The following is a 22803-nucleotide window of genomic DNA, read 5'->3' as shown; positions in this document are numbered from 1 at the left end:
AAAAATAAAAATTAACGTTGACGTTTGTCGCTTTGTTCAGTTTTCAAAGTTCAACCGCCGCTCTTAAGCGACTTTATTATCTTATCAAGTTATTAACGTAATGTCAACAACTTTTTAAAACTCTTTTTTCAGCTTCGTTGTTACGAGTATGTCTCAACGACGCTTTATAATATTATAACGCTTTTCATATAAAGTCAATATGTTTCAAGAAGAAAAATGATTTTTTTCTCTTGTTTAACTTCTTCCCTTACTGAGAAGTAGTTAAACGTAAATAAACTAAATTTTCTATTTTTTTAACTATACTCTATATTAAAAAAGAAGCCCTTCACAAAAAGAGCTTCTTTCTTATCTTACTGATTAAGGTAAATAACGACGTGCACCTGCATACTCTTCAATATATCCCTTCGTGTTTAAAGGAATAATCTCTACTGTCCGCTCGGAGTTCGGCGAATGAATCATCATGCCCTCTCCCGCATACATTGCTACATGGTGAACGCTTCCTTTTCCTTGGTTATAGGCAAAGAACAATAAGTCTCCAGGTTGAAGGTTGTTCTTATCTACTGGTTTCCCTGCTCGAGACTGTGGCCCTGAGTCACGTGGAATCGTAATACCATGGGATTGGTACATCGTAAACGTAAATCCAGAGCAGTCAAATCCAAAACCGCTCATGCCAGCCCATAAATATGGAAGATTTAAAAATGCCTTTCCACTTTCAACAAGCTCCGTGCCAGTTGGTACAGGAATATCTTTTTGAGACGCGTAGATTTTTCCTGCTTTTGTAGAAATCCATGCTGTCTTTCCATTTGGTTTTAATACTTTATATGCACTCTTTGACTTTGCCAAGAGAGGTAAGCGCGTATTATAGCTAACTTCAATACCTTTCTTTTTCAAAGAAGGCGAATGATATAGATAAGTAGTAGGAGCCGTCACCATTACAAAAGGCTTCTTTGCATACTGTTCGTACCTTTTGCTATAGGTTAATTGTTTAGTAGGCATCCATCCGGGATATCCTAATTCATTTCGAGAAGTAGGCTGTCCGTCTACCGCTACTTTGACCCAGTCTCCTTGTTCGTCTAAAACCGTTACTTTGTTTCCATATAACGCTTGTGTCTCAAGCATCCCATCGCTAGATAACTGCTGCTTCTGTTTCAAATTCATCGATGTGGTCCACTTTCTCATATCTACAGGATTAGTAGCTGACGGAGCGTCCACTTCACGCAAGATGTTTGGTGCTGTCCACAGAGTAGCTGCTGCGACATCTATATAAGCAGTTTCTTTTTCTTCAGAAGCATGAACAGAAGGAACTGCACTGACCCCAAATGTAGCTAAAATAACTATTGTTGCCGTCAAAAACCAACGTTTTATATTCATCGTCTCTCTCCTTCTACTATATTACTATCCTTTTATTTTGAGATAGGAACGGTAATTTCTCCTATTCCAGGAAGATCTGATAAGAAAACCTCTTGGCCGCTGTACTTTAACACATCCAGTTCCGTTGAAAGCCAAAGAGGAGCATCTAAGTCAAAATATGTGATATTCGGATGAGCGGCTGCCAGATGAGCAGCTGCTCCCACGGAAAGTGATGGTTCCATCATGCTTCCAATCATACATGCAACACCGTTCGCCTCAGCAATACTTGCGATTTTTCTTGCTTCATTAATCCCTCCGCACTTCATTAGCTTAATATTCAAAAGATCCACGTACCGCCCGCTTACAAGCCTTAATGCATCTTTGGCAGAAAATAGACTCTCATCTGCCATAATGAGTACATTTACTCGTTCAGTCACAAACTTTAATCCTTCCCAATCATGAGCAGGGACAGGTTGTTCTACCAATTCAATACCAAAGTTGAGAGTTTCCATTTTATTAATTAATTGCACTGCTTGTTTTGGAGTCCATCCTTGATTTGCATCCAAACGAAGTTTTACATGATCCGGAATGACAGATCGAATATGTTTAATACGCTCAAGGTCTAGCTCAGGAATTGAACCTACCTTTACTTTTAAAATGTCAAATCCGTCCACTGCACTTTTTTGTGCGTCTTCAGCCATTTTCTCAGGTGTATCAACACTTATCGTCATACACGTAGAGACAGGCTGCTTATCGCCCAAGAAAGCATATAAAGGAATGTTGAGAAACTTTGTATAAGCATCATGCAAAGCGATATCAGCAGCTGCTTTAGCACTTGAATTGTGAATACAGCAGCTTTGAATTTTTTTTAAGAGTTTTTGAAACTGACGTATATCCTCCCCTATTAGCGCTAGTTTAATAGGTCCTTGAAGTGCGGCTTGAATGCCTTCTAAAGAATCGCCTGTAATAACATATGTTGGCGAAGCCGCTCCTTTTCCTTTTATTCCGTTTTCTAACTGAATCTCTACACTTATGCTGTCTATCTCTGTTGCTGTTCGAAGCGCTGTTTTAAACGGAACGAGCAGTGGAACGGTTTGATGCTTTACGGTTATGTCTTTAATTATCATTTCAATCGCTTCCTTTCGATTCAGCACAAATATTCTTTCATACGTATTTTTGATTTATTCTTAGATCGCCCCTAAAATTTTGGCGATCATCATACCAAAATAAGTACCTAAGAAGGAACCCATCAGAGCCATAATGACTCCTACCGGAATCAGTGCACGGTTATAGGCAGCTGCAAGCATTGGAGCAGACGCCATTCCACCAATATTAGCTAAACTTGCTACTCCGAGCGTAAATAAATCATATTTAAATAGTTTAGCTAGCAACAGCATGATCACTAAGTGCACGAACATAATGAGAAAACCAGATACTAAGTAAATAGGAGCCTGAGCTAAATTTGAAAAATCTGATTGAGAAGCAATTAACGCTACAACGATGTATAACATAACGTTTGATACATCGAGCGTACCTGGAATTTTTGCCGCTGGGGTTACAGCAAGCACTAGACCAACCACAGAAGCAATCATAATCGTCCAGCTCGTTGCATTAATAACCGCTCCCACTTCAGGCAAACGCCCTCCGATAAATGTAGAAAATGCTGAAACGAACAAACCTAGACCAAGTAAATAAAGAAGATGCTGAAACTGCGGGCCTTCTTTTTCGCTTTCAGAAGTTGCTGCGACTTCATCTATACTATTCTCAATAAAGCTGACGTCTGCTTTTGTCCATTTATTAAATTTAGATGCAAATGGTACAAGCCAAAACATAAACATAACCCATACGGCGTAGTTAATCGTATCCATCATAAGAGCGTAGCCAAATATATTTTCTGGAACATCCAAAATTCCTTGGAGAGCAACCATGTTAGCTGATCCTCCGGTCCAACTTCCTGATAAAGCACCAAAAGCTTTCCACGTGTCCTCTACATAGAAATTCTTAAAGATGGCATAGACGAGGATAAAACCTACCATTATGCTAAAAACCGCAACGATGAATCCTCCGAGCATTCGTGGACCAAGTTTAATTACGCTTCGAACATCACACTTTAACAGCATAAGCATCAGCATGGCCGGAAGCAGTGCATTTTTAACGCCCGTATACATAGCGACATTTGATTCGCTATCCCCAAATACCCCTGCCGTTTGCATAAGAGCAGCTCCTATATAAATAAGTACAATACCCGGGATAAATTTAAAAAATCGATTGGCTTTAAATCTTTTTTCAATCCCTACCATGAGCGCAGCAAATGCAGTTAACACACTCACATACATAAATCCATCTTGAATCATTTATTCTTCCCCCTTCATCTCCACGAAAATGTTTTTATACAAAACAAAATCCAGCCCAACGTTTGAAAACGTCAGGCTGGATTTCGTCTAGGTCTATGTAGACAAAGCAGCTGTTATTTGCTGATATTTTTTCTGTGCATCATGAAACGCTACCACCAGCGCTTTTTGGGAAGAACCGAAATAGCGGCTGTTAATTTCGTCTATAAGGGTGGGATCACTTATGTGACGTCCAATAAAAATCGATTGAACAAATCGAACGGTCAACTCAATCGTCGCTGAACATTCCACATCAATAATTTTCCCATTTGTTTTATCAACTACCAACCCTAAAAAATACTGATTGAATTTTTTAGTAATCGGATTGCTTTGAGGAGCTTTGGCATCTCCAATAATATAGATAGTATCTTGATCATACATGATTTTTTATTCCTCCTAAAAGAGATAACAGACGATGCTAGGGACCGGCAAATGAACGTTTGCGGAGCTACGCAACATGTATTCGCTTTCATAAGGAACATTATAATCTATTCTCAATATATCATCTATAAAACAATTTCACAATATAACTTTTATACTATTCAGAATAAAGTGATATTTTTTTCAAAAAAAGAGATTGAGACATAACAAACTTAATCCAACTAAAGACATACAAATGGGATACATAAGCTGAACCGCTTGTTACACTGCAACAAAAAAACGAACCACTAATCAAACATGTTGATCAAGGGCTCGTTTTTCACTGTGGGTCAAGTAATTTTGTCCCGGCTTCTTTCTACGTCATCCTTTGAACATGGTAGAGGAAAAACGGTTAGGGTAATCTGTCATCACTACTTTTACTGAAGCCTGCTGGAGCTTCAAAAAGTCATTCATTTCATTGATTGTATATACCCGTAAGTCTAATCCTTCTTGCTTTGCTTTTTTCCCGTATGAAGAAAGAGCAAACGACATATCACAGTGTAGGTGCGCTCCTATCGATTTTGCTTTTCCAATCGCATCTTCGCTCACCCCTTCAAATAAAAAACCTGTTGGTATATATGAATGGAGAGATCTCACTTTAGCCAAGCTATCATAGTTAAAAGATGACAAAATAACCTGATCTTCTAAATCAAACTCATCGATTAGACGAAGAACTTTTTCTTCAAGTTTTGGATAGTAAATTCGGTCATTTTTTAATTCAATATTCACCGTTAATTTTGTCTTTTTGTCCATCATCCACTCAAACACTTCTACTAATGTCGGAATCGATTGTTTAGAAAAACGAGAGTCATACCAACTGCCAGCATCGAATAAACGCAGCTGTTTGTATGAAAATTCTTGAACATACCCCATTCCATTGGTCGTCCTGTCAATCCGTTCATCGTGAATAACCACTATTTCCCCGTCTTTTGTTAATTGTACATCTAATTCAATACCTGCAACTTGCATTTTCCTAGCTTCTTCAAATGCAATCATTGTATTTTCAGGATATCGTCCGCTAAAGCCGCGATGCGCATAAAGATCAATTGAACTATTCATTATCCTCTATCTCTCCTAACTAGTCATTCACTAAGTAAAAAGCTCGTCCTCAAAATAACTTGAAAGACGAGCTTCGTAATCATACGTTATTTTTGATTGGCTACTTCTAATGCTCTATTTGTTTCTTTTGCTGCTTGATCAAGCGCTTTTTTTGGCTTTACTCCTTGATATAGGCTTTCCATCCCTGTTACTACTTTTTGACGAGATTCAGGAAACACAGAAATTAAAGCACCTTGCGTAGCTGGAGTAGCCTTTGTTTCACGAAGCTGATCAACCGTTACTTTTAACTGCGGATATTTCTCCCACTCTTTTTTCACAATATCTTGTTCATACGCTTTTGGGTTAACTGCAAAGTATCCACTTTCTACGTGCCATTTTGCTTGAACTTCTGGTGTTGCTAAATATTTCATGAAGTCCCAGGCTGCTTTTGATGTTTCATCACTGATTCCTTTAGACATCCATAAAGATGCTCCGCCAATAGCTACTCCTTGGCGATCCTCTTCTTTTGGGACAGGAATATAAGATACGCCTACATCAAATGGAGCATTGTCTACTAGTGTTTTAATACCTGCTGATGAGTCCAGGAACATTGCAATTTTTTTAGATTGAAATGCTGCGCGCATATCATCCCAGTTTTGTCCTACATTGTAGAATGTACCTTCTTTATACATATCATTGATTAAATTAAATGCGTTTTGTCCTTCTTTTCCATTAAATACTGCCTTCTCAGCATCACCTTTACGGCCGTTTTCGTGATCTACATACAAGCCGCCTTGAGAAGCAACTAGCTCTTCAAAGAACCATCCGTAATTTAGAATTGAAAAACCGTATTGCGATGTTTTATTTCCTTGTTTTTCTGTTAATTTCTTTGCAGCTGCCTTTAATTCATCATACGTTTTTGGAGGGTTTTCAGGATCTAACCCTGCTTTTTTAAAAGCATCTTTATTATAAACAAGAACAGGTGTTGAAGAGTTGAACGGCATTGAGTATTGCTTTCCATCTACTTGGTAATAGCTTGAAATGTTTTTCTCCCACTGTGAAGTGTCATAGTGGTCTTGATCGATAAACTTTTGAACAGGCTGAATCTTACCGCTGTCTATCATGAATTTTGTTCCCACTTCGAACGTTTGCATAATAGCCGGTGCATCCTTTGTTCCTGCTACTGTGTTAAATTTTGTTTGTGCTTCTTCATACGTTCCTTGGAAAACGGGCTTTACTTCCACTTTGTCCTGAGATTTATTGTACTCATCGACAATTTTATTGAGTGATTTTTCAAGGTCACCGCTCATAGCGTGCCAAAATACGACTTCTGTTTTACCTGATGCTGTTTTTTTTGTTTCTTGCGCTTCCGAAGAACCAGTTGAATTTGAGCAAGCACCTAGAATAACTAGCAAGCATGCCGTTACGATAGCCAATATCTTTTTCATCACATTCACTCTCCTATTTAATTGCACCTTGGGTTAATCCTTTTTGAAGACGTTTTTGACCTAGGAATAATAGTAATAATGTCGGTAAGATTACAACAACGACAGCGGCCATAACCACTCCCCAATCAGTTGAAATCTCCTGTGTTTGCATTTGCTTTAAACCAATCTGAACGGTACGAACATCCTCTGTATTTGTCACTAATAGTGGCCATAAATACATATTCCATGTTGTTAAAAAGCTATATACGCCAAGCGTAACTAGACTTGTTTTAGACACAGGGAGCACGACGTTCCAAAAGAAACGAAAGCGGCTGATCCCTGAAACTTGAGAAGCTTCATATAACTCATTCGGAATGGTTTTAAACTGCTGACGCAATAAAAATGTCCCAAACGCTAAAGCAAAAAAAGGAATCGTTAATCCTAAATAATTGTTAATCCATCCTAGCTTTTGTGCTGTTAAAAAGTTAGGAACCATCGTTGCTTCCCATGGAATCATCATCGTAGAAATAAAGAGAAAGAAAATAGCATCTCTTCCTTTAAATTTAATAAATACAAATGCAAAAGCGGCCAAACTCGAAACTAACAGCTGCCCGGCCATGACGAAGATAGACACTGCAAAACTGTTAATTAAATAATGAAGCAGCGGAACTTTTTCAAAAGCGTCCCGATAGTTTTCAAATGAAAAAGATGACGGCCAAATCTTTCCTTCCAACACTTCCGCTCCACTCATAAAACTAATGGAAAAAGCGTATAGGATAGGAAACATCAATACTAAAGTAGCTGCAATGAGTAACAAATAAGTTGTCCATTTTCTCGTGATGCTCATTGATAATGTACCTTCCTTTCTCCAAGCTTGAATTGAAGAGCGGTAACCAGTAGAATACAGAAAAATAATATTGTAGCTTGAGCACTTGCAGAGCCAACATTATAGTTTACAAATGCATCCTTGTAGATTGAATAAACAATGACATTTGTGGAATCTGTAGGTCCCCCTTTTGTTAAAATGTCAATTTGTCCAAACGTTTGAAACGCGTTAATAAATGAAACGGTGATAATAAAAAACAGCGTTGGCGAAAGCATAGGAAGCGTAATTTTACGGAGCTGATACCAATAGCTAACTCCAGCAATACGCGCATTTTCATACAGCTTCTCATCAATATTTTGTAACCCGCCAAGTAAAATTAAAAAGGTAAACCCAATGTTCATCCAAATTGTAGAGATAGACACAGCAACCAATGCATACTTAGGATCTAATAACCACTGCACGTCATGAATCCCTACAAGGTTTAATACTTTATTGATAACCCCGATTGTCGGATTATACATAAACATCCAAATCACAGAAGAAGCCGCTACGCTCATTCCCATCGTAGATGAAAACATTGTTCTGAAAAAACCAATTCCTTTCAGCTTTTCATTTGCGATTAGCGCTAGGAATAAGGCAATAATTAAGCCAATAGGTACTGTGTAGAGTACAAATAGAAAAGTAGCTTTCATACTTTGTAAGAAATTAGGATCTGTAAATAGATATGAGAAATTTTGCAGTCCTACAAAATTTAAGGGATTTCCCTGTGTGTCCGTAATAAAAAGACTTAAATATAATGTCTTAATCATTGGGTAGAAAAGAAATACACTAAATAACAGTAATGATGGCAGTAAATAAGCTAGTCCAACAATGATAGTAGGCATTGTTTTTTTTTCTTTTGGGTTTGCTGAAACAGAAACAGGTGAGTTTGCTGTTTTGGTAACAGCACTCATACGAATGCCCCCTTTACAGTTAAATCTTCTGTTGATGGTTCGTAGTGCAAGCATGAACCTGTATCGCCATCAAATAAAAACAGGTGTTTTGGATCGATAAAAATAGGAACTCGCTCTCCCACCTTTATAGTCCATTGACCGTTCCACTTAGCCATCCACTGCTTGTCACCCATATGAAATGTAAGCAGTGTTTCCGTGCCTAGAATTTCCACATTGTCTACTTCCACAATAAAACTCGTATTATCGTTTGTCGCAAGCTGTATATGCTCAGGTCTCACTCCAACCACAACTTCTTTTTTACCGTTAAGGTTACTGTGTGGTGTACTCATAGAAATAGCTCTTCTATCTTCAAAAACTAGTAAGTTATTTTCTATAGAAACGTTTGATAAATTCATAGGGGGAGAACCTATAAAAGATGCTACAAACGTGTTCTTTGGTGCATTGTAAATATCAAGCGGACGTCCAACTTGTTGAATATTTCCTCCATTTAAAATCATCATTCGATCTGCCATCGTCATCGCCTCTGTTTGATCGTGCGTGACATAAATCATCGTAATACCTAACTTACGCTGAATCTGGCGAATTTCTGACCTCATCTTCGCGCGCAGCTTCGCATCTAAGTTTGATAAGGGCTCATCCATTAGGCAAATAGGCGAATGAGTAACAATAGCACGTGCAAGCGCTACACGCTGACGCTGTCCTCCCGAAAGCTGTCTAGGCTTTCTCTTTAGATATTCACTTAAACCAAGCATCTCTGCTGCTTCCCTGCAGCGCTTTTGCTGTTCTTGCTTTGAAATTTTCTTTGTGTGCAGGCCAAAAAGAATATTTTGTTCCACTGTCAAATGCGGATATAAGGCATAGTTTTGAAACACCATTGACAAATCGCGCTGACTTGGAAGCAGTTTATTTGCTTTTACATCTCCAATTAGTAGCTCTCCCTGCGTGACTTCTTCTAATCCGGCAATCATTCTCAGCATTGTACTTTTCCCGCATCCTGAAGGACCTACTAGTACGAAAAACTCTCCCGGCTCAATTGTGACGTTAATATCTTGAATAACATTTGTTTTTTGATCGTATGACTTCCCAATGTTAACTAGCTCTACTTTTTTCATTAAAAACGCTCCTTTCCCTCTCATTCATATTTTTTCCACAACCATGATTTCCCTGTAGAAACTGCCGTAGCTCCTGCTTTCAAAGCAGCTTGGATATGGCTTTCATTTTGAATGAGTCCACCTGTAATAATAGGAATACTTGTTTTTTTAACGACTTTCTCTATCATCTCCGGAATTAATCCTGGCATTAGTTCTAATGCATCCGGCTTAATATCTTGAACGGTTTTCAACCCTTGTGCTACCGCGTCTGTATCCACTAGGAACAGCCGCTGAATAGCAACCAGTCCTTCTTGCTTTGCGTAATTAATGAGTGAACTTTTAGTGGTTACGATACCTGTAGGTTTTACAAACTTAGCAAGGAATTTAAGCCCTTCTCGGTCATAGCTAATCCCTGGAATTTTTTCAACGTGTAAAAAAACCGTTCGATTATGCTGTTTGAGTAAATCTACATAGCGTTTAATCACACTAATATTGCCCGTTAATAAAAAGGCGGCCTGGATCTCTGTTTCTAAAAATTGTTCTAAATTTTTCGGGCTTTTAATGGATGCAATCAAACGGTCTTGCCCAAGCTGTTGTAAGAAATCTACTTCCTTATTCAAAACGATGCCTTCCTTTCATTCACAAAAAACCACAAAAAACGCATAGGGTATTGATATAGACCTATTGTTTTTTGTGGTTTCTCAATTTCATAACCTTAGTAACTATTCACTTATCGTTCACATGTTTTATAATAATGGTTATTTATAAAGGAAATATAAAGAAGCTGTTGAGTTTTGTAAAAAAACCGTATAGTTCCTGTAAATCGCCTAAAAATCAAAAAACCGTTGATTTCTCAACGGCTTTACAGTGCACATTCTTCAATTTCAAATCCTAAATCTTCAATCAGACCCCAGTCAGCTGTAGGTTCTTGACCTTGAGTCGTTAAATAGTCACCTACAAAAATTGAGTTTGCAGCAAACAAACCAAGCGGCTGAAGTGATCTGAGATTGACTTCTCTGCCTCCTGAAATTCGAATTTCTTTCGTTGGATTTACAAAACGCATCATCGCTAACAGCTTTAAGCATTGCATTGGCTTTAACGCCTTTTTGTCTTCTAGAGGCGTTCCTCGAACGGCAACAAGAAAGTTGCATGGAATAGAATCTGCATCTAACTTTTTAATTTGAAAAGCTAGTTCCACGGCTTGTTCATTTGTCTCGCCCATTCCAAAAATCGCACCGGAACAAGGTGACAAACCTGCTTTTTTAGATGTAGTAACCGTATCGACTCGATCTTCGTAGCCATGCGTAGAACAAATATTGTCATAGTTATCAGCGTGAGTATTTAAATTATGATTATAGCGATGAACACCCGCCTCGACTAGTTCGTGTGCTTGATCATCTGTTAAAAATCCTAGACAGGCACAGATTTTCAAGTCGGTCTTTTGACGGATTTCTTTTACCGCTCCCACTACGTGCGCTACTTCTTTATCAGTAGGGCGGCGGCCTGACGCCACGATACAATATGTACCTGCTTTTCTTTTTTGAGCTTCAAAAGCACCTTCTACAATTTTCTCTTTTGTTAACCACGCATACTTATCAATCGGCGCTTCTGATACAATCGACTGCGAACAATATCCACAGTCTTCTGGGCATAAACCTGATTTAGTATTAATAATCATATTAAGCTTTACTTTTTTTCCATAATGATGATGACGAATTAAGTACGCGGCATTCATGACCTCTAACACTTCTTCATCCGGTACATGAAGAAGTTGAAGCGCTTCGTTATATGTAATTTCTTTCCCTTTAATAATAGACTGAGCAAGTGCTTTCCAATCTCTTAAACTTGTGGTTTCCATCGATTCCCCTCCACTTTAGTAAACTAAAAAAATATAAAGTTAACAATTATAACTAAAAGTTACCATTACTTCTCCTTTTATGTCAACACTGTATGAATAATAGTTAACTAAAAAAGCCACTTCTATGATATAGAAGTGGCTTTTTGCTTATTGCGCTTGCAGTGTATAAATAACCGATACAAAGTCTCCAGATTTTTCATCGTATACTTCAACACCCGGATACTCATGAGTTAGAGCAATACCTGCGTACATGAGCTCATCTCCATAAGCTGTTTGATCTGTTTCCATCACTGTATATTCATAATCAGGATGAAGCCCTTTTAGCTCAATGCGTTCGTAAGAAGGATTTGGTCTAGACAATACTTGATAATAACCGATGATTGCCTGTTTTTGATCGGATGAAACAACCATCCAGCTCGTCACATTTCCCTCTTGTTCAAACGGACTTTTTAAACGATAGAATATGCCATTTTGAATAAGAGATCGGTGTTTTTTATAATACTGAATTTGTTGTTTTACGGTTTCTTTTTCATCTTCTGTCATCAGCGTAACATCTAACTCATAACCAAATGCGCCAAAATACGCAACGTCTCCTCTTGTTTCTAGACTTGTTACTCTGCGTACTTGATGATTTGGTACGGCCGATACGTGTGCTCCCATTGAACTGATTGGATAGGCAAAAGACGTGCCGTACTGAATTTTTAGACGTTCAATCGCGTCCGTGTTATCGCTCGTCCAAGCTTGAGGAGCATAATAAAGCATTCCCGGATCAAATCTAGCGCCCCCGCTTGCACATGATTCAAATAAAATATCCGGAAACTTCCTTGTTAGTCGCTCATACAAATCATACACACCTAAAATATAGCGATGTACTACTTCAAACTGACGGTTCGCGGGCAGCCCAACAGATCCAATTTCCGTTATATTTCGATTCATATCCCATTTTATATAAGAGATAGGTGCTTCACTTAAAATAGCTTCCATTCGTTCATAGATATAATTCACTACTTCTTCTCGTGAAAAATCAAGCACGTATTGATTTCGTCCATGAGACTGATGACGATTTGGCACATGAATCAACCAATCTGGATGCTTTTCATACAAGTTGCTTTGCTTTGAAATCATTTCAGGTTCAAACCATAACCCAAAGTCCATACCTAAATCCGTTACTTTTTGAGCCAATGACTTCATACCGCCCGGAAGCTTATTTTCATCTACAAACCAATCTCCAAGAGAAGTTGTATCATCGTTACGTTTACCGAACCAGCCGTCATCCAATACAAAAAGTTCAACGCCTAGCTTTTGCGCTTCTTTGGCAATATGTACAATTTTCTCTTCGTTAAAATCAAAATACGTCGCTTCCCAGTTATTAATTAAAACTGGCCGCTCCAAATCCCGCCATTTTCCTCTAGCAAGACGCTTGCGATAAAGCTCATGATACTCTTGGCTAAGGCCGTTTAGCCCGCTATTTGAATAAGCCAGTACTAGTTCTGGTGATTGAAAAGTTTGTCCCTTTTCTAGTCGCCACTGAAAATCAAAAGGATGAATGCCCATCGTTATTCTTGATACATCATAATGATCTACTTCCACTTGTCCAAGAAAGTTTCCGCTGTATACAAGACTAAAACCATACGCTTCTCCACTGTGTTCAGTTGCAGCTGGATTCTTTAAAATTAAAAATGGGTTTTGCTGACTGCTGCTTGTACCTCTCGCACTAGAAATACTTTGAATACCAGGCTGAAGCATTCGTGTTTTCACGTGTCTTTCTCGAATCCACGCACCGGAAAGCTGAACCATCTCATAATTTGATGTAGGCAAATCAATGCTGCCGCTCATGATACGCAAAATATCGACTGGTTCTTCTCCTCTATGCTCAAATCGTGCGTGACGCGTAATAATATTCCGGTCTTCGTAAACGGTATACGTTAAAATAAGTGATGCATTGAGCAATTTATCAATCAGTTCAACTTCTACACTTGTGGCTTCACTCTCTTCTTCTACATATGTAGCAGGTAAGCCGTTTAATGGCTTCTTGCCTGTGTAAATTTTATGGTTATCGTATTCAAAATTTGTGATTCGGCTTCCGTTTTGCTGAAGAAGTTGATAGGCTGGCTCTCTGAAGTCTGTTGTTCCATAAGAAGGATACTCTTGTTTGATTGTTTCAAGAGAAAATGCTAGTTCTCCTTCATATACCGAAGCGCTAGCTCCTCTTGTTTCTACACGTAAAAAATGCTGAAAAGATGAACGGTGCTTAAGCTTTTTTCCATAGTACAAGTGACCGAGCTGCCCGTTTCTCAACACTGAAAAGATATAACTTACATCGCGTCCCTGCAGGTGAAATTCCTTTGTACGTTCATTAAATAAGATTCCCACTTTATTCCTCTCCTTACCATCAAATATCTAACGAGACATTTCCTTTTTCATCTATTGCCGTTGCATGCTCAAAAGCAGATGCTAGATTAATCTCTTTTCTCTCATACCATTTCGCTAAATCTTTGAATAACTCTTCTGTTTCAACCATTCTTGTGTCTATTCGCAGTTCAGTTTCATAGCTATGAAGAGACCATGTGCTTTCACTAAATAAAGTCATTTCTACATCTAGACACATGTCTTTCCAATTGGGAGCACACAGAATAGGATGATGCATGTCTGAACATGCAATGGTGTAGCGGTTAGAACCATTCTTATTCATAAAACAATGAACAAAAGAGGCATTCACATCGCCCTTACTAGTTTGTAAAGATTTATACAGTTGGATATCTAACAATGGAACGCTCCATTTTAATTTCATTTTTGGAAGAATTCTTTTTTTAACCGACTTGACCGTTAATTTAATAAAGTAAACACCATCTTTTTTTGTTTCATCCAATACGACATGCACACCTGGTTCCTTGTTTATCTCCAAGTTTATATAGGGTGTAGCAATCACTTCCTTCATCTCCTTCACCATCATTCTTAACTTTGTACACCAACAAAAAATGTAACCGCATTCAAAAATTTGTTTTCGTATTTATTGCAAGTAGATCACCCTAAACGAAGCTTTTTTACTTTCTTTCATTTTATGTAAAATACTTTCTAGACTCAATGGTAAAAATCAAAGTGAAAAAAAGCATTTTTTTGCTTTATCTAGCAATCAATTAAACGCTCTTTATCTCTTAGCGCGCAATTTTCTCTTCTTTTTCAAAAAAAGATGACAAACCTAACAATATAGTATAATAATAAATAATGCAGAATGATTATACACAGAAAGGATGACAAATATGAATCATGAACCTTCTCTTCTTAAACAACTAAAATTATGGCATATCGTCGTGATAGGGTTAGGCTACATGGCACCTATGGCCGTTTTTGATACATTTGGCATTGTAACTGAATCAACAGATGGACATGTTTCAGGCGCTTATGCATTCACGTTGATTGCTATTTTATTTACAGCCATTAGTTACGGAAAGATGGTAAAAGCTTTTCCCGGAGCTGGTTCCTCTTATACATACGCACAGCAAGTAATGAATCCAAGCATTGGTTTTTTGGTAGGATGGACGGCTCTTCTTGATTATCTATTTCTGCCAATGATTAATGCGCTTTTGACAAATATTTACCTAAGCTCTCTGTTTCCAGGTGTTCCAAAGGCCGTATGGATTATCAGCTTTGTTGTCATCATGACCATAATGAATATTTTCAGCGTTCATTTAACCGTTTCTTTTGGTACGCTATTAGTTGCTTTTCAAATTTTAGTCGCTATTATCTTTATTATTTTAAGTGCTACAAGTCAAGGCCAAGAGCTATCATTTAAACCGTTTATAAGTGAATCGGCCTCTATATCTCTGTTATTAAACGGAGCTGCTATTTTATGCTTTTCTTTTTTAGGATTTGATGCTGTAACCACTATGGCCGAAGAAACACTTAAGCCTGAGAAAACCATTCCTAAAGGGATTCTTATTATTGCGTGTACGGGAGGCGCCTTATTTATCACGGTTTCTTACTTTGCTCAGCTGCTTTTCCCTTCAGCCTCTTTGTTTCATGATTTAGAAGGTGCATCAGCGGAGATCGCTTATAAAATTGGCGGCCAGCTTTTTCAATCTATTTTTGTAGCAGCGGCCTTGACTTCAACTATTGCTTCTGGACTTGTCTCACATATGAGTGCGTCAAGACTTCTCTATGCAATTGGGAAAGATGGTTATCTGCCTCGGAGAATTTTCGGCTATATTCACCCTAAAACAAAGACGCCTATTTGGAACGTGGTGATTATTGGTGGCCTCTCTTTAATTTCACTAGGTCTGTCTCTTGAAAAAGCTACCTCTTTAATTAATTTTGGTGCTTTAATTGCGTTCAGTTCAGTGAACATAGCGGTTTTTATCCATTATTTTATTCAACAAAACAAACGATCCTTCAGTGGATATATTTCATATGTACTTATGCCTTTACTCGGCAGTTTATTTTTATTTTTTATGTGGCTTAACTTAGAAAAAACATCCTTATTTATCGGTATTGTATGGAGTGTAATCGGAATTATTTATTTACTGATTGCCAGACGAAAAAATACTATTACCATTCCTACTTTTCATTTTGATTAAGGAAATAGGCTTAACACACCTCGACATATTTCCCCAGAAATAATGTCGAAAAAAAGTAATTGAGACATAAACAAATCAATCCCATCTAAACACGAACAAAAAAAGGTAAACGATCTAATATGAATCGCTCGTTACACCGCTGTTGATTTTCGTGCCAGGCTTCGCTTTCCGCGGGCGGCCGTTGAGCCTCCTCGTCGCTTGCGCTCCTGCGGGGTCTCATCTGTTCCGCTTTTTCCGCAGGAGTCTTCGCCTTGCCCTCCAATCAACACTTAGAGGCAACTAAACACATGAAAGCTACATTTACTATATCAATAAAAAAATCCGAACGTATTTGATTCTCAACCAAGAATCAAACTCGTTCGGATTTTTCTTCAATTAAAATACTTTCGTACCAGTCTCTTTTTATTGTTGCGATTGTGAGACTTTTTCCAAAATACGTCTTTTACGATAAAGCATCATTCCAACTTCCCCTATATCGCTAATTGCTTGTTTGTTAATATACGCTCCAAATACCATTCCTGCTATAGGAATCATTTGGAACAGCTTTTTCCAGCCCAAGTTGTCCCTGTAGGTTAGAAACACTTCTCTCCACCCTTGCAGCTGCTGCAAGCTCTGCGTTCGATTTCCGCTTGCTAATTCTTCTAAAATCGCACGTTTCCCTACAATGTCAGAAGACGAAAACTGCATGCATTTGACCATAAAAATTCGTTCCTCTTGCTCAGTGGGGTCGTACCCATAAGAAACAGCCACTTCTTGCAGTGTCTTAAGTGTAAGCCCTAATACAAAAGGAACATCAATCGCCAGTGTAAAAATCCCGCCTACCCCGGTTGTAGCTCCTTGCAGCTGTGCGTTCTTTTTTCGGACTTCAATAAAATGCTCTGCCAATTCATCCATTTCTTGCAGAGATAAATGCTGAATATCCTCTATCGAAAGTTGTTTCTTTTCTTGTAATTGTGCTGATGCTTTTTCTAGCGTGGCAGACGTATTAGCTAAATACTGGCCTCCATTATCAACATACTTAGCAATTTCATCTAATAATTTTTCTATTTTTTGATGAATGAACTTCGGCGTTACTTTATCTAAAGCTGAAAAAGGCAAACGAGCCAGCCGCTCCCAGAGAAAAAGTCCTTTTTGGTCTTTCTCCCACTTTTCAATTTTTCGTAACTCTACTCTTAACTGCTCATGCTCTGACATATCCTCACTCTTTTCCTCGATTTATCAGTTCTGCCCTACTTGTTTATTCCGCACATATTTAATGATAAAAAACAATGCAATTAAAACAACAATTCCGATTCCAATAGGCTGCATATATTGAGACACAATCGGCCCCACCTCTTTCCACTTAGGTCCTAACTTATATCCTAAATATACGTAAATAGCCGTTACTGGAAGCATCGCCACAAATGTATAAATAGAAAACAGCCATACATTCATTTTTGCCATCCCGCACGGAAAAGAGATAGCCGTGCGCACTCCTGGAATAAAGCGTCCAAAAAAAGCAACCCCGCTGCCGTACTTATTAAAAAAGCGATCGGCGGCGTCAATTTCTTTTTCTTTCACCAAAAAGTATTTTCCATATTTTAAAACCAGCGGTCGTCCACCGTAACGTCCCAGTGCATAAAGAGTCAACGGTCCACAAACACCGCCTACTGTACCTGCAAGGATAGCCAAATACAAGTTCATATCACCTTGGTACACCCAATACCCTACTAAAGGTAAAACAAGCTCTGCCGGGACAAATTCAAACGTTAATGCTAAAATTACGCCAAAATAAGAGAGCTGTTTTAGCGCTTCAATTAAAGAAAGTAAAACTGACTCTAACAAAAATTCTCCTCCTCATGTCATTAAATCTAAGACTGCAAAACTATAATTAACCGATTGATAGATAAAAACCAATGCGACATAGTTTTTTCCTTTCCCTCTTTACGTATTACGTACCACAAAAGTTTCAATAAAAAAAAGCGCTAGTTTTATCCAGCGCTTTTATAGTTTAAAGTTAATTTGAATAATACCTACTTTACGAAGAGCATCGTATAAAATAACTAAAGCCGGTCCTAAAAATAACCCGACAAAACCTAAAAGTTTAAATCCAATGTACAAACTAACTAGTGCAGCCAAAGGTGAAATACCCATATTTGTAGAAAATACTTTTGGTTCTACTACACGTCTTACTACCGTAATGACTCCAAATAGAATAAATAAGCCGATTGCTAATGAGTCATGCCCTTGCGTAAGAGCAAAAATCCCCCATGGAACGAGCACCGAGCCTGTCCCAAGGATTGGTAAAATATCGACAATTACAATTAATAAACTAAGAAGCGCGGTATACGGAACATCTAATAGCCAAAGCCCTACATAAGCCATTACAAACGTCATGACACTTAAGATAATTTGTGCCTTGATAAAACCAACCCCCGCTTGGATAAGCTGAGTGATGACAACTTGTAGCTTATATTTCGTTTCTTCTGTTAAAAATGACTTGATTTTATTTTTAATAGCAGGCAGCTCAAGGCTGATAAATACAAGCGCTACTAAATAAATAAGAAACTCTAATAGAAACCCAGGAACAGTAGCGGCAAAGCTAATGATAATTTCTACCGTACTTTTTAATAGAGAATCTAATGAATTTACGGTTTTTTCAAGCGTGCGCTCGATAGAAGAAATCACTTCTGTAGGAAGAGCGTTTGAATAGTATTTCCACTTAATAATAGTTGGATAAATCGCGGTTTCATAGATTTCTTTTACAAAGGAAGGCGCTATTTTTGAAAGAGCAACCACTTGCGTAACGATTGTCCGAACAATAAAAAATCCAATAAGTATGAGCGAAACAACATATAAAATGAAGGTCATAAGCACTGCATAGACTCTCTTCATTTTAAAAGATTGATGCAATTTTTGAACAATACCCTCAAGCGCTAATGCTGTTAATAAAGCAAACACAATCGGTAAACTGTAAGGGATTAACAAACATACGATTACTATCGAGGCGATGACCCATATTCGTTTTTTCCACATACTCTACTATCCCCCAACTAGCTAAGCTATCTCTATATTTATTGATAAAGAAAGGAACCAGTGACTGCTTTTATGTAAGAATAAAATTTGGATTTATTTATACCTGATGTTACATATTATAGGGTCAATTTCCATAATAATAAAGGAATTATTATGAAAAAAGCTACTTATTCTAATTTTTTGAATAGAATAAGTAGCTTTTTAATTTATAAATTAGCCGGCTCTCATGACCTCTGTACCTTTTTTAGGGTCAAATTTGCCTTCAGATTTAGACATCACAATTGCTGCTAGTGTGTTTCCTACTAAGTTAACAACCGTACGTGCCATATCCATGATTCTGTCTACTCCAGCAATGAAGGCTAATCCTTCTGCCGGAACACCGATTGTTCCAAGAGTAGCCAGTAATACAACAAATGATGTTCCTGGCACGGCAGCCATTCCTTTAGATGTAACCATCAATACAAGAATGAGCGTCAGCTGTTGAACGATCGTTAAATCAATACCGTACACCTGCGCTAAGAATAACGCTGCAATCGCTTGATAAAGAACGGAACCATCTAGATTAAATGTATAACCAATTGGTACAACGAACGATACGATAGCTTTTGGACAGCCCATCTTTTCAAGTTTTTCCATAATACGCGGAAGAACTGTCTCAGAACTAGATGTACTGTATGCTAACAACAGTTCATCTTTCATATAGCGGAACAAGTGGAAAATGTTAATTCCTGCCCATTTCGCGATTCCTCCTAATACAATAAGTAGGAAGAAAATTAACGCTAAGTAAACTAAGATAACAAGCTTTCCTAATGAAAGAAGTGACTCTAAGCCGAATTTTGAAACTGTTACACCAATTAAAGCAAATACACCAATTGGAGCCACTTTCATTACAAGGTTTACCACGTGAAACATTGCATGAGAAACGCCGTCGAAGAATTGTACAACTGGCTTTCCTCTTTCCCCAATTGCCGCTACTCCAAGTGCAAATAACACTGTAAAGAAGATAATTGCTAGCATGTCTCCTTCAACAATTGACTGGAAAAAGTTTGTTGGAACAATGTGTAAGAACGTTTCAGCCACTGACTTTCCTTCTTGCTGTTTTGATGTTTCAACGTATTGTGAAATATCACTCTTCTGTGCTGAATGAATGTCTACACCTTGCCCAGGATGAAAAATATTAGCAACCAATACACCGATTATAATTGCAAAAGTCGTAATAATTTCAAAATAGAGAATGGTTTTAACGCCGAGCTTTCCGACCTGTTTACCGCTCCCTGCTCCTGCAACTCCAACGACTAAGCTTGAGATAACAATTGGAATAACAATCATCTTAATTAATCTTAAAAATAGGTCTCCTAGCGGCTGTAGGTATGTTACTACACGCGGATCGTTAAACCAAATTACCCCTACAAGAACACCGAGGATTAATCCGGTAAAAATCTGCGTAGCCAAACCAAAACGAATTTTTTTCATAGATGTACCTCCCCAAAGATGTATGACATTTGTATATACTTTTCTGAAAAAACAAAAAAAGACTATTCTTAAGAAAGAACAGCCTTTTACTTACGCTATTTTGGGCTCTTTCTCTCAATGAAGCAAACGGGGTTAACTGTCGGATTCGGAATTGAGAGTTTCCTACCTTTTGTAAGGATTCACCCCAAGGCAGCTTTACTGCCGATAATGATTCCCCCGCTCTATACGATTAAGCTTATTATTCAGTTTTTATAAAATTAAAACGATCTATACGTTGTCATACGTTTTTTACAGTCAATAAAACTAAACAGAAGTCTTACTTTTACTTAACTTTATACTGCACAAATATTAATTTACTATTTTTCGACACGTTTTGTCAATACCCATGTTTATAAAACGCTTTCAAAAGGCGATAATATATATTTATGCAAAAAAGCTATTGCAACATTGCAATAGCTTTTTCTTGCTCTTTGAGTCTCTATTAGAAGCTTACGGGACTAAAGAACTCGCGTGTTTATTTTATAAAAATACAAAATATAGAATGGCTGCTAACACAATTCGATATAGTGCAAACGGTACTAATTTGATACGATTAATTAATTTCAGGAAAAAGCGAATAGATACCAGCGCAAAAATAAAGGCGCTGATAAAACCAGCAATAAAAAACGGTAGCGCATCTGATGTGAAATACTGCCAGTTTTTAACCAATGAAAGTCCACTTGCTCCTGCCATGATTGGCACTGCCATAATAAATGTAAAATCTGCCGCTGCCTTATGGCTCATTCCAAGAAGAACTCCTCCTGAAATCGTTGAGCCTGAACGAGAAAAACCTGGCCAAAGAGCAATACATTGAAACAGTCCTATACCCAGTGCTTGTCCATAAGACATTTGGTCCACCGTCTCTACACGCGGACGTTTAGGTCCAAACAAATCTGCTAGAATCATTAATACAGCTCCGACTACTAAGCCAATTAGCACCGTATTTAAAGAAAACAAATGTTCATCAATGTAATCATCAAACAAAAGTCCTAACACTCCTGCGGGTAACAAACCAACAATTACCTGCATTAAATTCAAGCGATTTGTCGGCCCAATTGGAGCAGCTGGCTTTTTTCCCAATCCTAATAAATTAATGAAACGATCTTTAAAAATAACTACTACTGCTAAGATCGACCCTAGCTGAATAACAATTTTAAATGTATTAGCTACTGGAGATGAAAATAATTCTTTGGAATTTAACCATAGGTCATCCACAATAATCATATGCCCAGTTGACGAAACAGGAGCAAACTCTGTTAAACCTTCTACAATCCCTAAAATGATTGCTACAATAATTTCCCACATAAAGCTATGTACCTTGCCTTTCTTTCAAATTAATAAGCTTATCGCTTAGTTTTACATGCTCAACTATTTTCCTATTTTGACACTTGCTTTTTTATCATAATTGTTAAAACTATGAAATACAATGTGTATTTGCAAAAAGATAAGAATCTTTAATAATTTGTAATAAAAACCTTACATGCTATAATCAAAAAACACGATATCAGCTTTTATTTATATTAGAAAGTAGTCACTATGTTCGGTATAAATTCCGGTTCCTTAGCTAAAAATGAATCATCTAGACTATTTTTCTTTAGTGTACAAAAATGACTAAATCATTATGTTTTTTCCATCCCCTTTACTGTCATCTATCATTTTAATCAACTAGTGCTTGCTTATACGGCATATCCCCTAAGTAATTTGAAACTTTTTTCTCTCTTTACTCGTATATAGTAGTATCTTTTTTAGGAGGCTTTTTACTATGAATGGAAATGTACGTACAATGAAATGGGTGACTGCTGGGTATGAAGCCTTGCTGGGAATTCCTTTAATTGGCGCCGGGATTGTTATGGGCTTTAGTTATACTCCTCTTTTTATTGGATTTATTCTTCATGCTATCACGCTCATTTTAGCTAATAGACGAGGGTTATCTGCGTATGGAAACATACTAGGGATTGTTACTTCACTGGTTGCTTGGATTCCATTTTTAGGGTTTATCATGCACATTATTACAGCTATTGTGATTGCAATCGATGCCGCTAGACAACGTTAATTGTCTAGCTTTTTTTATTTAAGGGTTGATTTTTTACCGAATGATGGTAAACTTAAGCCGTAAATTGAATAATTTGAATGTTATTTCTACTAGGGGTGTCTGATAGCTCAGACTGAGAGAAGAGTGCAATAAAACTCTTTAACCCTTTGAACCTGATTTGGGTTATACCAGCGGAGGGAAGTAGTCTTGAAAAGAATAGTATATGTTTATTCTTTTTTCGCCTATTCCATCGGGTTCTGTCTATCACAGAACCCGATTTTTTTATGGTTCGGTATAGCTACACTTTATGCGAAACC

21 protein-coding genes and 2 riboswitches are annotated in these 22803 nt (G+C 37.7%); of the genes, 2 read left to right on the top strand and 19 right to left on the bottom strand.

Annotated features, from left to right (window positions below; genetic code table 11):
- Window positions 1-357: 357 nt before the first annotated feature.
- From ACFX4E_RS27540 to ACFX4E_RS27480, 13 genes are all read right to left on the bottom strand, one after another.
- On the bottom strand, window positions 358-1371 hold the full coding sequence (locus ACFX4E_RS27540; protein ID WP_051421155.1) for a C40 family peptidase: 1014 nt from the start codon (window positions 1369-1371) through the stop codon (window positions 358-360).
- Window positions 1372-1403: 32 nt separating this feature from the next.
- The gene (locus ACFX4E_RS27535) at window positions 1404-2477 is read right to left on the bottom strand and encodes a dipeptide epimerase (protein ID WP_272767642.1); all 1074 of its coding nucleotides are present in this window, start codon (window positions 2475-2477) and stop codon (window positions 1404-1406) included.
- A 60-nt stretch (window positions 2478-2537) separates the two neighbouring features.
- Window positions 2538-3704, bottom strand: coding sequence for a DUF819 family protein (locus ACFX4E_RS27530; protein ID WP_016762895.1), 1167 nt, complete (start codon window positions 3702-3704; stop codon window positions 2538-2540).
- 93 nt (window positions 3705-3797) lie between these two features.
- The gene (locus tag ACFX4E_RS27525; RefSeq protein WP_028410335.1) at window positions 3798-4121 is read right to left on the bottom strand and encodes a DUF3870 domain-containing protein; all 324 of its coding nucleotides are present in this window, start codon (window positions 4119-4121) and stop codon (window positions 3798-3800) included.
- A gap of 360 nt (window positions 4122-4481) precedes the next feature.
- Entirely contained in the window at window positions 4482-5219 is a 738-nt protein-coding gene (locus ACFX4E_RS27520) for a glycerophosphodiester phosphodiesterase (protein ID WP_098332996.1), read from the bottom strand.
- A gap of 86 nt (window positions 5220-5305) precedes the next feature.
- Complete coding sequence (locus ACFX4E_RS27515; protein WP_098250177.1) at window positions 5306-6646, bottom strand: ABC transporter substrate-binding protein; 1341 nt, start codon at window positions 6644-6646, stop codon at window positions 5306-5308.
- A gap of 13 nt (window positions 6647-6659) precedes the next feature.
- Complete coding sequence (locus tag ACFX4E_RS27510) at window positions 6660-7472, bottom strand: carbohydrate ABC transporter permease (protein WP_028410331.1); 813 nt, start codon at window positions 7470-7472, stop codon at window positions 6660-6662.
- Complete coding sequence (locus ACFX4E_RS27505; protein WP_060745420.1) at window positions 7469-8404, bottom strand: carbohydrate ABC transporter permease; 936 nt, start codon at window positions 8402-8404, stop codon at window positions 7469-7471. Before ACFX4E_RS27505 ends, ACFX4E_RS27510 begins: the two co-directional genes overlap by 4 nt.
- The gene (locus ACFX4E_RS27500) at window positions 8401-9516 is read right to left on the bottom strand and encodes an ABC transporter ATP-binding protein (RefSeq protein ID WP_028410329.1); all 1116 of its coding nucleotides are present in this window, start codon (window positions 9514-9516) and stop codon (window positions 8401-8403) included. The genes ACFX4E_RS27505 and ACFX4E_RS27500 overlap by 4 nt, the downstream gene beginning before the upstream one ends.
- 20 nt (window positions 9517-9536) lie before the next feature.
- A complete protein-coding gene (locus ACFX4E_RS27495) occupies window positions 9537-10115 on the bottom strand; it encodes a glycerol-3-phosphate responsive antiterminator (RefSeq protein ID WP_263036014.1) in 579 nt (192 codons plus the stop codon).
- Window positions 10116-10357: 242 nt separating this feature from the next.
- Window positions 10358-11353: a biotin synthase BioB gene (gene bioB / locus ACFX4E_RS27490; protein WP_028410328.1), complete on the bottom strand. Its 996-nt coding sequence runs from the start codon at window positions 11351-11353 to the stop codon at window positions 10358-10360.
- 147 nt (window positions 11354-11500) lie between these two features.
- Entirely contained in the window at window positions 11501-13726 is a 2226-nt protein-coding gene (locus ACFX4E_RS27485; protein WP_263034624.1) for an alpha-galactosidase, read from the bottom strand.
- A gap of 19 nt (window positions 13727-13745) precedes the next feature.
- On the bottom strand, window positions 13746-14291 hold the full coding sequence (locus tag ACFX4E_RS27480) for a hypothetical protein (RefSeq protein WP_225049940.1): 546 nt from the start codon (window positions 14289-14291) through the stop codon (window positions 13746-13748).
- 322 nt (window positions 14292-14613) lie between these two features.
- Here ACFX4E_RS27480 and ACFX4E_RS27475 point away from each other — a divergent pair, with 322 nt between their 5' ends.
- Window positions 14614-15927, top strand: a complete 1314-nt coding sequence (locus tag ACFX4E_RS27475; RefSeq protein ID WP_060745423.1) for an APC family permease — start codon at window positions 14614-14616, stop codon at window positions 15925-15927.
- 131 nt (window positions 15928-16058) lie between these two features.
- Here the strand turns inward: ACFX4E_RS27475 and ACFX4E_RS27470 are convergent, their stop codons facing one another.
- From ACFX4E_RS27470 to ACFX4E_RS27445, 6 genes are all read right to left on the bottom strand, one after another.
- On the bottom strand, window positions 16059-16193 hold the full coding sequence (locus ACFX4E_RS27470; RefSeq protein ID WP_255256646.1) for a hypothetical protein: 135 nt from the start codon (window positions 16191-16193) through the stop codon (window positions 16059-16061).
- Between the two features lie 136 nt (window positions 16194-16329).
- Window positions 16330-17121 (bottom strand): EcsC family protein, encoded by a 792-nt coding sequence (locus ACFX4E_RS27465; RefSeq protein WP_102814049.1) that lies wholly within the window; start codon window positions 17119-17121, stop codon window positions 16330-16332.
- Window positions 17122-17145: 24 nt separating this feature from the next.
- Window positions 17146-17751 carry a DedA family protein gene (locus ACFX4E_RS27460; protein ID WP_060745425.1) on the bottom strand — a complete coding sequence of 202 codons (606 nt, stop codon included), beginning with the start codon at window positions 17749-17751 and terminating at the stop codon, window positions 17146-17148.
- A 159-nt stretch (window positions 17752-17910) separates the two neighbouring features.
- On the bottom strand, window positions 17911-18942 hold the full coding sequence (ytvI, locus tag ACFX4E_RS27455) for a sporulation integral membrane protein YtvI (RefSeq protein ID WP_013055188.1): 1032 nt from the start codon (window positions 18940-18942) through the stop codon (window positions 17911-17913).
- Between the two features lie 213 nt (window positions 18943-19155).
- Window positions 19156-20415: a glutamate/proton symporter GltT gene (locus ACFX4E_RS27450; RefSeq protein ID WP_028410322.1), complete on the bottom strand. Its 1260-nt coding sequence runs from the start codon at window positions 20413-20415 to the stop codon at window positions 19156-19158.
- Between the two features lie 106 nt (window positions 20416-20521).
- Window positions 20522-20661: riboswitch (cyclic di-AMP (ydaO/yuaA leader) on the bottom strand.
- A gap of 273 nt (window positions 20662-20934) precedes the next feature.
- Window positions 20935-21759, bottom strand: a complete 825-nt coding sequence (locus tag ACFX4E_RS27445) for an undecaprenyl-diphosphate phosphatase (RefSeq protein WP_013055186.1) — start codon at window positions 21757-21759, stop codon at window positions 20935-20937.
- Window positions 21760-22216: 457 nt separating this feature from the next.
- Here ACFX4E_RS27445 and ACFX4E_RS27440 point away from each other — a divergent pair, with 457 nt between their 5' ends.
- Window positions 22217-22507: a hypothetical protein gene (locus tag ACFX4E_RS27440; RefSeq protein ID WP_013055185.1), complete on the top strand. Its 291-nt coding sequence runs from the start codon at window positions 22217-22219 to the stop codon at window positions 22505-22507.
- Window positions 22508-22588: 81 nt separating this feature from the next.
- Window positions 22589-22703, top strand: a riboswitch (TPP riboswitch).
- Window positions 22704-22803: the final 100 nt, after the last annotated feature.

The organism is Priestia sp. YIM B13491, from assembly GCF_042787605.1.
Taxonomy (GTDB): Bacteria; Bacillota; Bacilli; order Bacillales; family Bacillaceae_H; genus Priestia; species Priestia megaterium_E.
Note: the sequence above shows the minus strand (reverse complement) of the source record. Positions and strands in the feature narration are given on the sequence as shown.

Bases quoted from the DNA above. Each gene is read 5' to 3' on its own strand.
- ACFX4E_RS27500 (WP_028410329.1), bottom strand. From the start codon at position 9,516: ATGAAAAAAGTAGAGCTAGTTAACATTGGGAAGTCATACGATCAAAAA.
- ACFX4E_RS27535 (WP_272767642.1), bottom strand. From the start codon at position 2,477: ATGATAATTAAAGACATAACCGTAAAGCATCAAACCGTTCCACTGCTC.
- bioB (WP_028410328.1), bottom strand. From the start codon at position 11,353: ATGGAAACCACAAGTTTAAGAGATTGGAAAGCACTTGCTCAGTCTATT.
- ACFX4E_RS27520 (WP_098332996.1), bottom strand. From the start codon at position 5,219: ATGAATAGTTCAATTGATCTTTATGCGCATCGCGGCTTTAGCGGACGA.
- ACFX4E_RS27525 (WP_028410335.1), bottom strand. From the start codon at position 4,121: ATGTATGATCAAGATACTATCTATATTATTGGAGATGCCAAAGCTCCT.
- ACFX4E_RS27475 (WP_060745423.1), top strand. From the start codon at position 14,614: ATGAATCATGAACCTTCTCTTCTTAAACAACTAAAATTATGGCATATC.
- ACFX4E_RS27480 (WP_225049940.1), bottom strand. From the start codon at position 14,291: ATGAAGGAAGTGATTGCTACACCCTATATAAACTTGGAGATAAACAAG.
- ACFX4E_RS27445 (WP_013055186.1), bottom strand. From the start codon at position 21,759: ATGTGGGAAATTATTGTAGCAATCATTTTAGGGATTGTAGAAGGTTTA.
- ACFX4E_RS27505 (WP_060745420.1), bottom strand. From the start codon at position 8,404: ATGAGTGCTGTTACCAAAACAGCAAACTCACCTGTTTCTGTTTCAGCA.
- ytvI (WP_013055188.1), bottom strand. From the start codon at position 18,942: ATGTGGAAAAAACGAATATGGGTCATCGCCTCGATAGTAATCGTATGT.
- ACFX4E_RS27450 (WP_028410322.1), bottom strand. From the start codon at position 20,415: ATGAAAAAAATTCGTTTTGGTTTGGCTACGCAGATTTTTACCGGATTA.
- ACFX4E_RS27540 (WP_051421155.1), bottom strand. From the start codon at position 1,371: ATGAATATAAAACGTTGGTTTTTGACGGCAACAATAGTTATTTTAGCT.
- ACFX4E_RS27510 (WP_028410331.1), bottom strand. From the start codon at position 7,472: ATGAGCATCACGAGAAAATGGACAACTTATTTGTTACTCATTGCAGCT.
- ACFX4E_RS27465 (WP_102814049.1), bottom strand. From the start codon at position 17,121: ATGTCAGAGCATGAGCAGTTAAGAGTAGAGTTACGAAAAATTGAAAAG.
- ACFX4E_RS27530 (WP_016762895.1), bottom strand. From the start codon at position 3,704: ATGATTCAAGATGGATTTATGTATGTGAGTGTGTTAACTGCATTTGCT.
- ACFX4E_RS27440 (WP_013055185.1), top strand. From the start codon at position 22,217: ATGAATGGAAATGTACGTACAATGAAATGGGTGACTGCTGGGTATGAA.
- ACFX4E_RS27515 (WP_098250177.1), bottom strand. From the start codon at position 6,646: ATGAAAAAGATATTGGCTATCGTAACGGCATGCTTGCTAGTTATTCTA.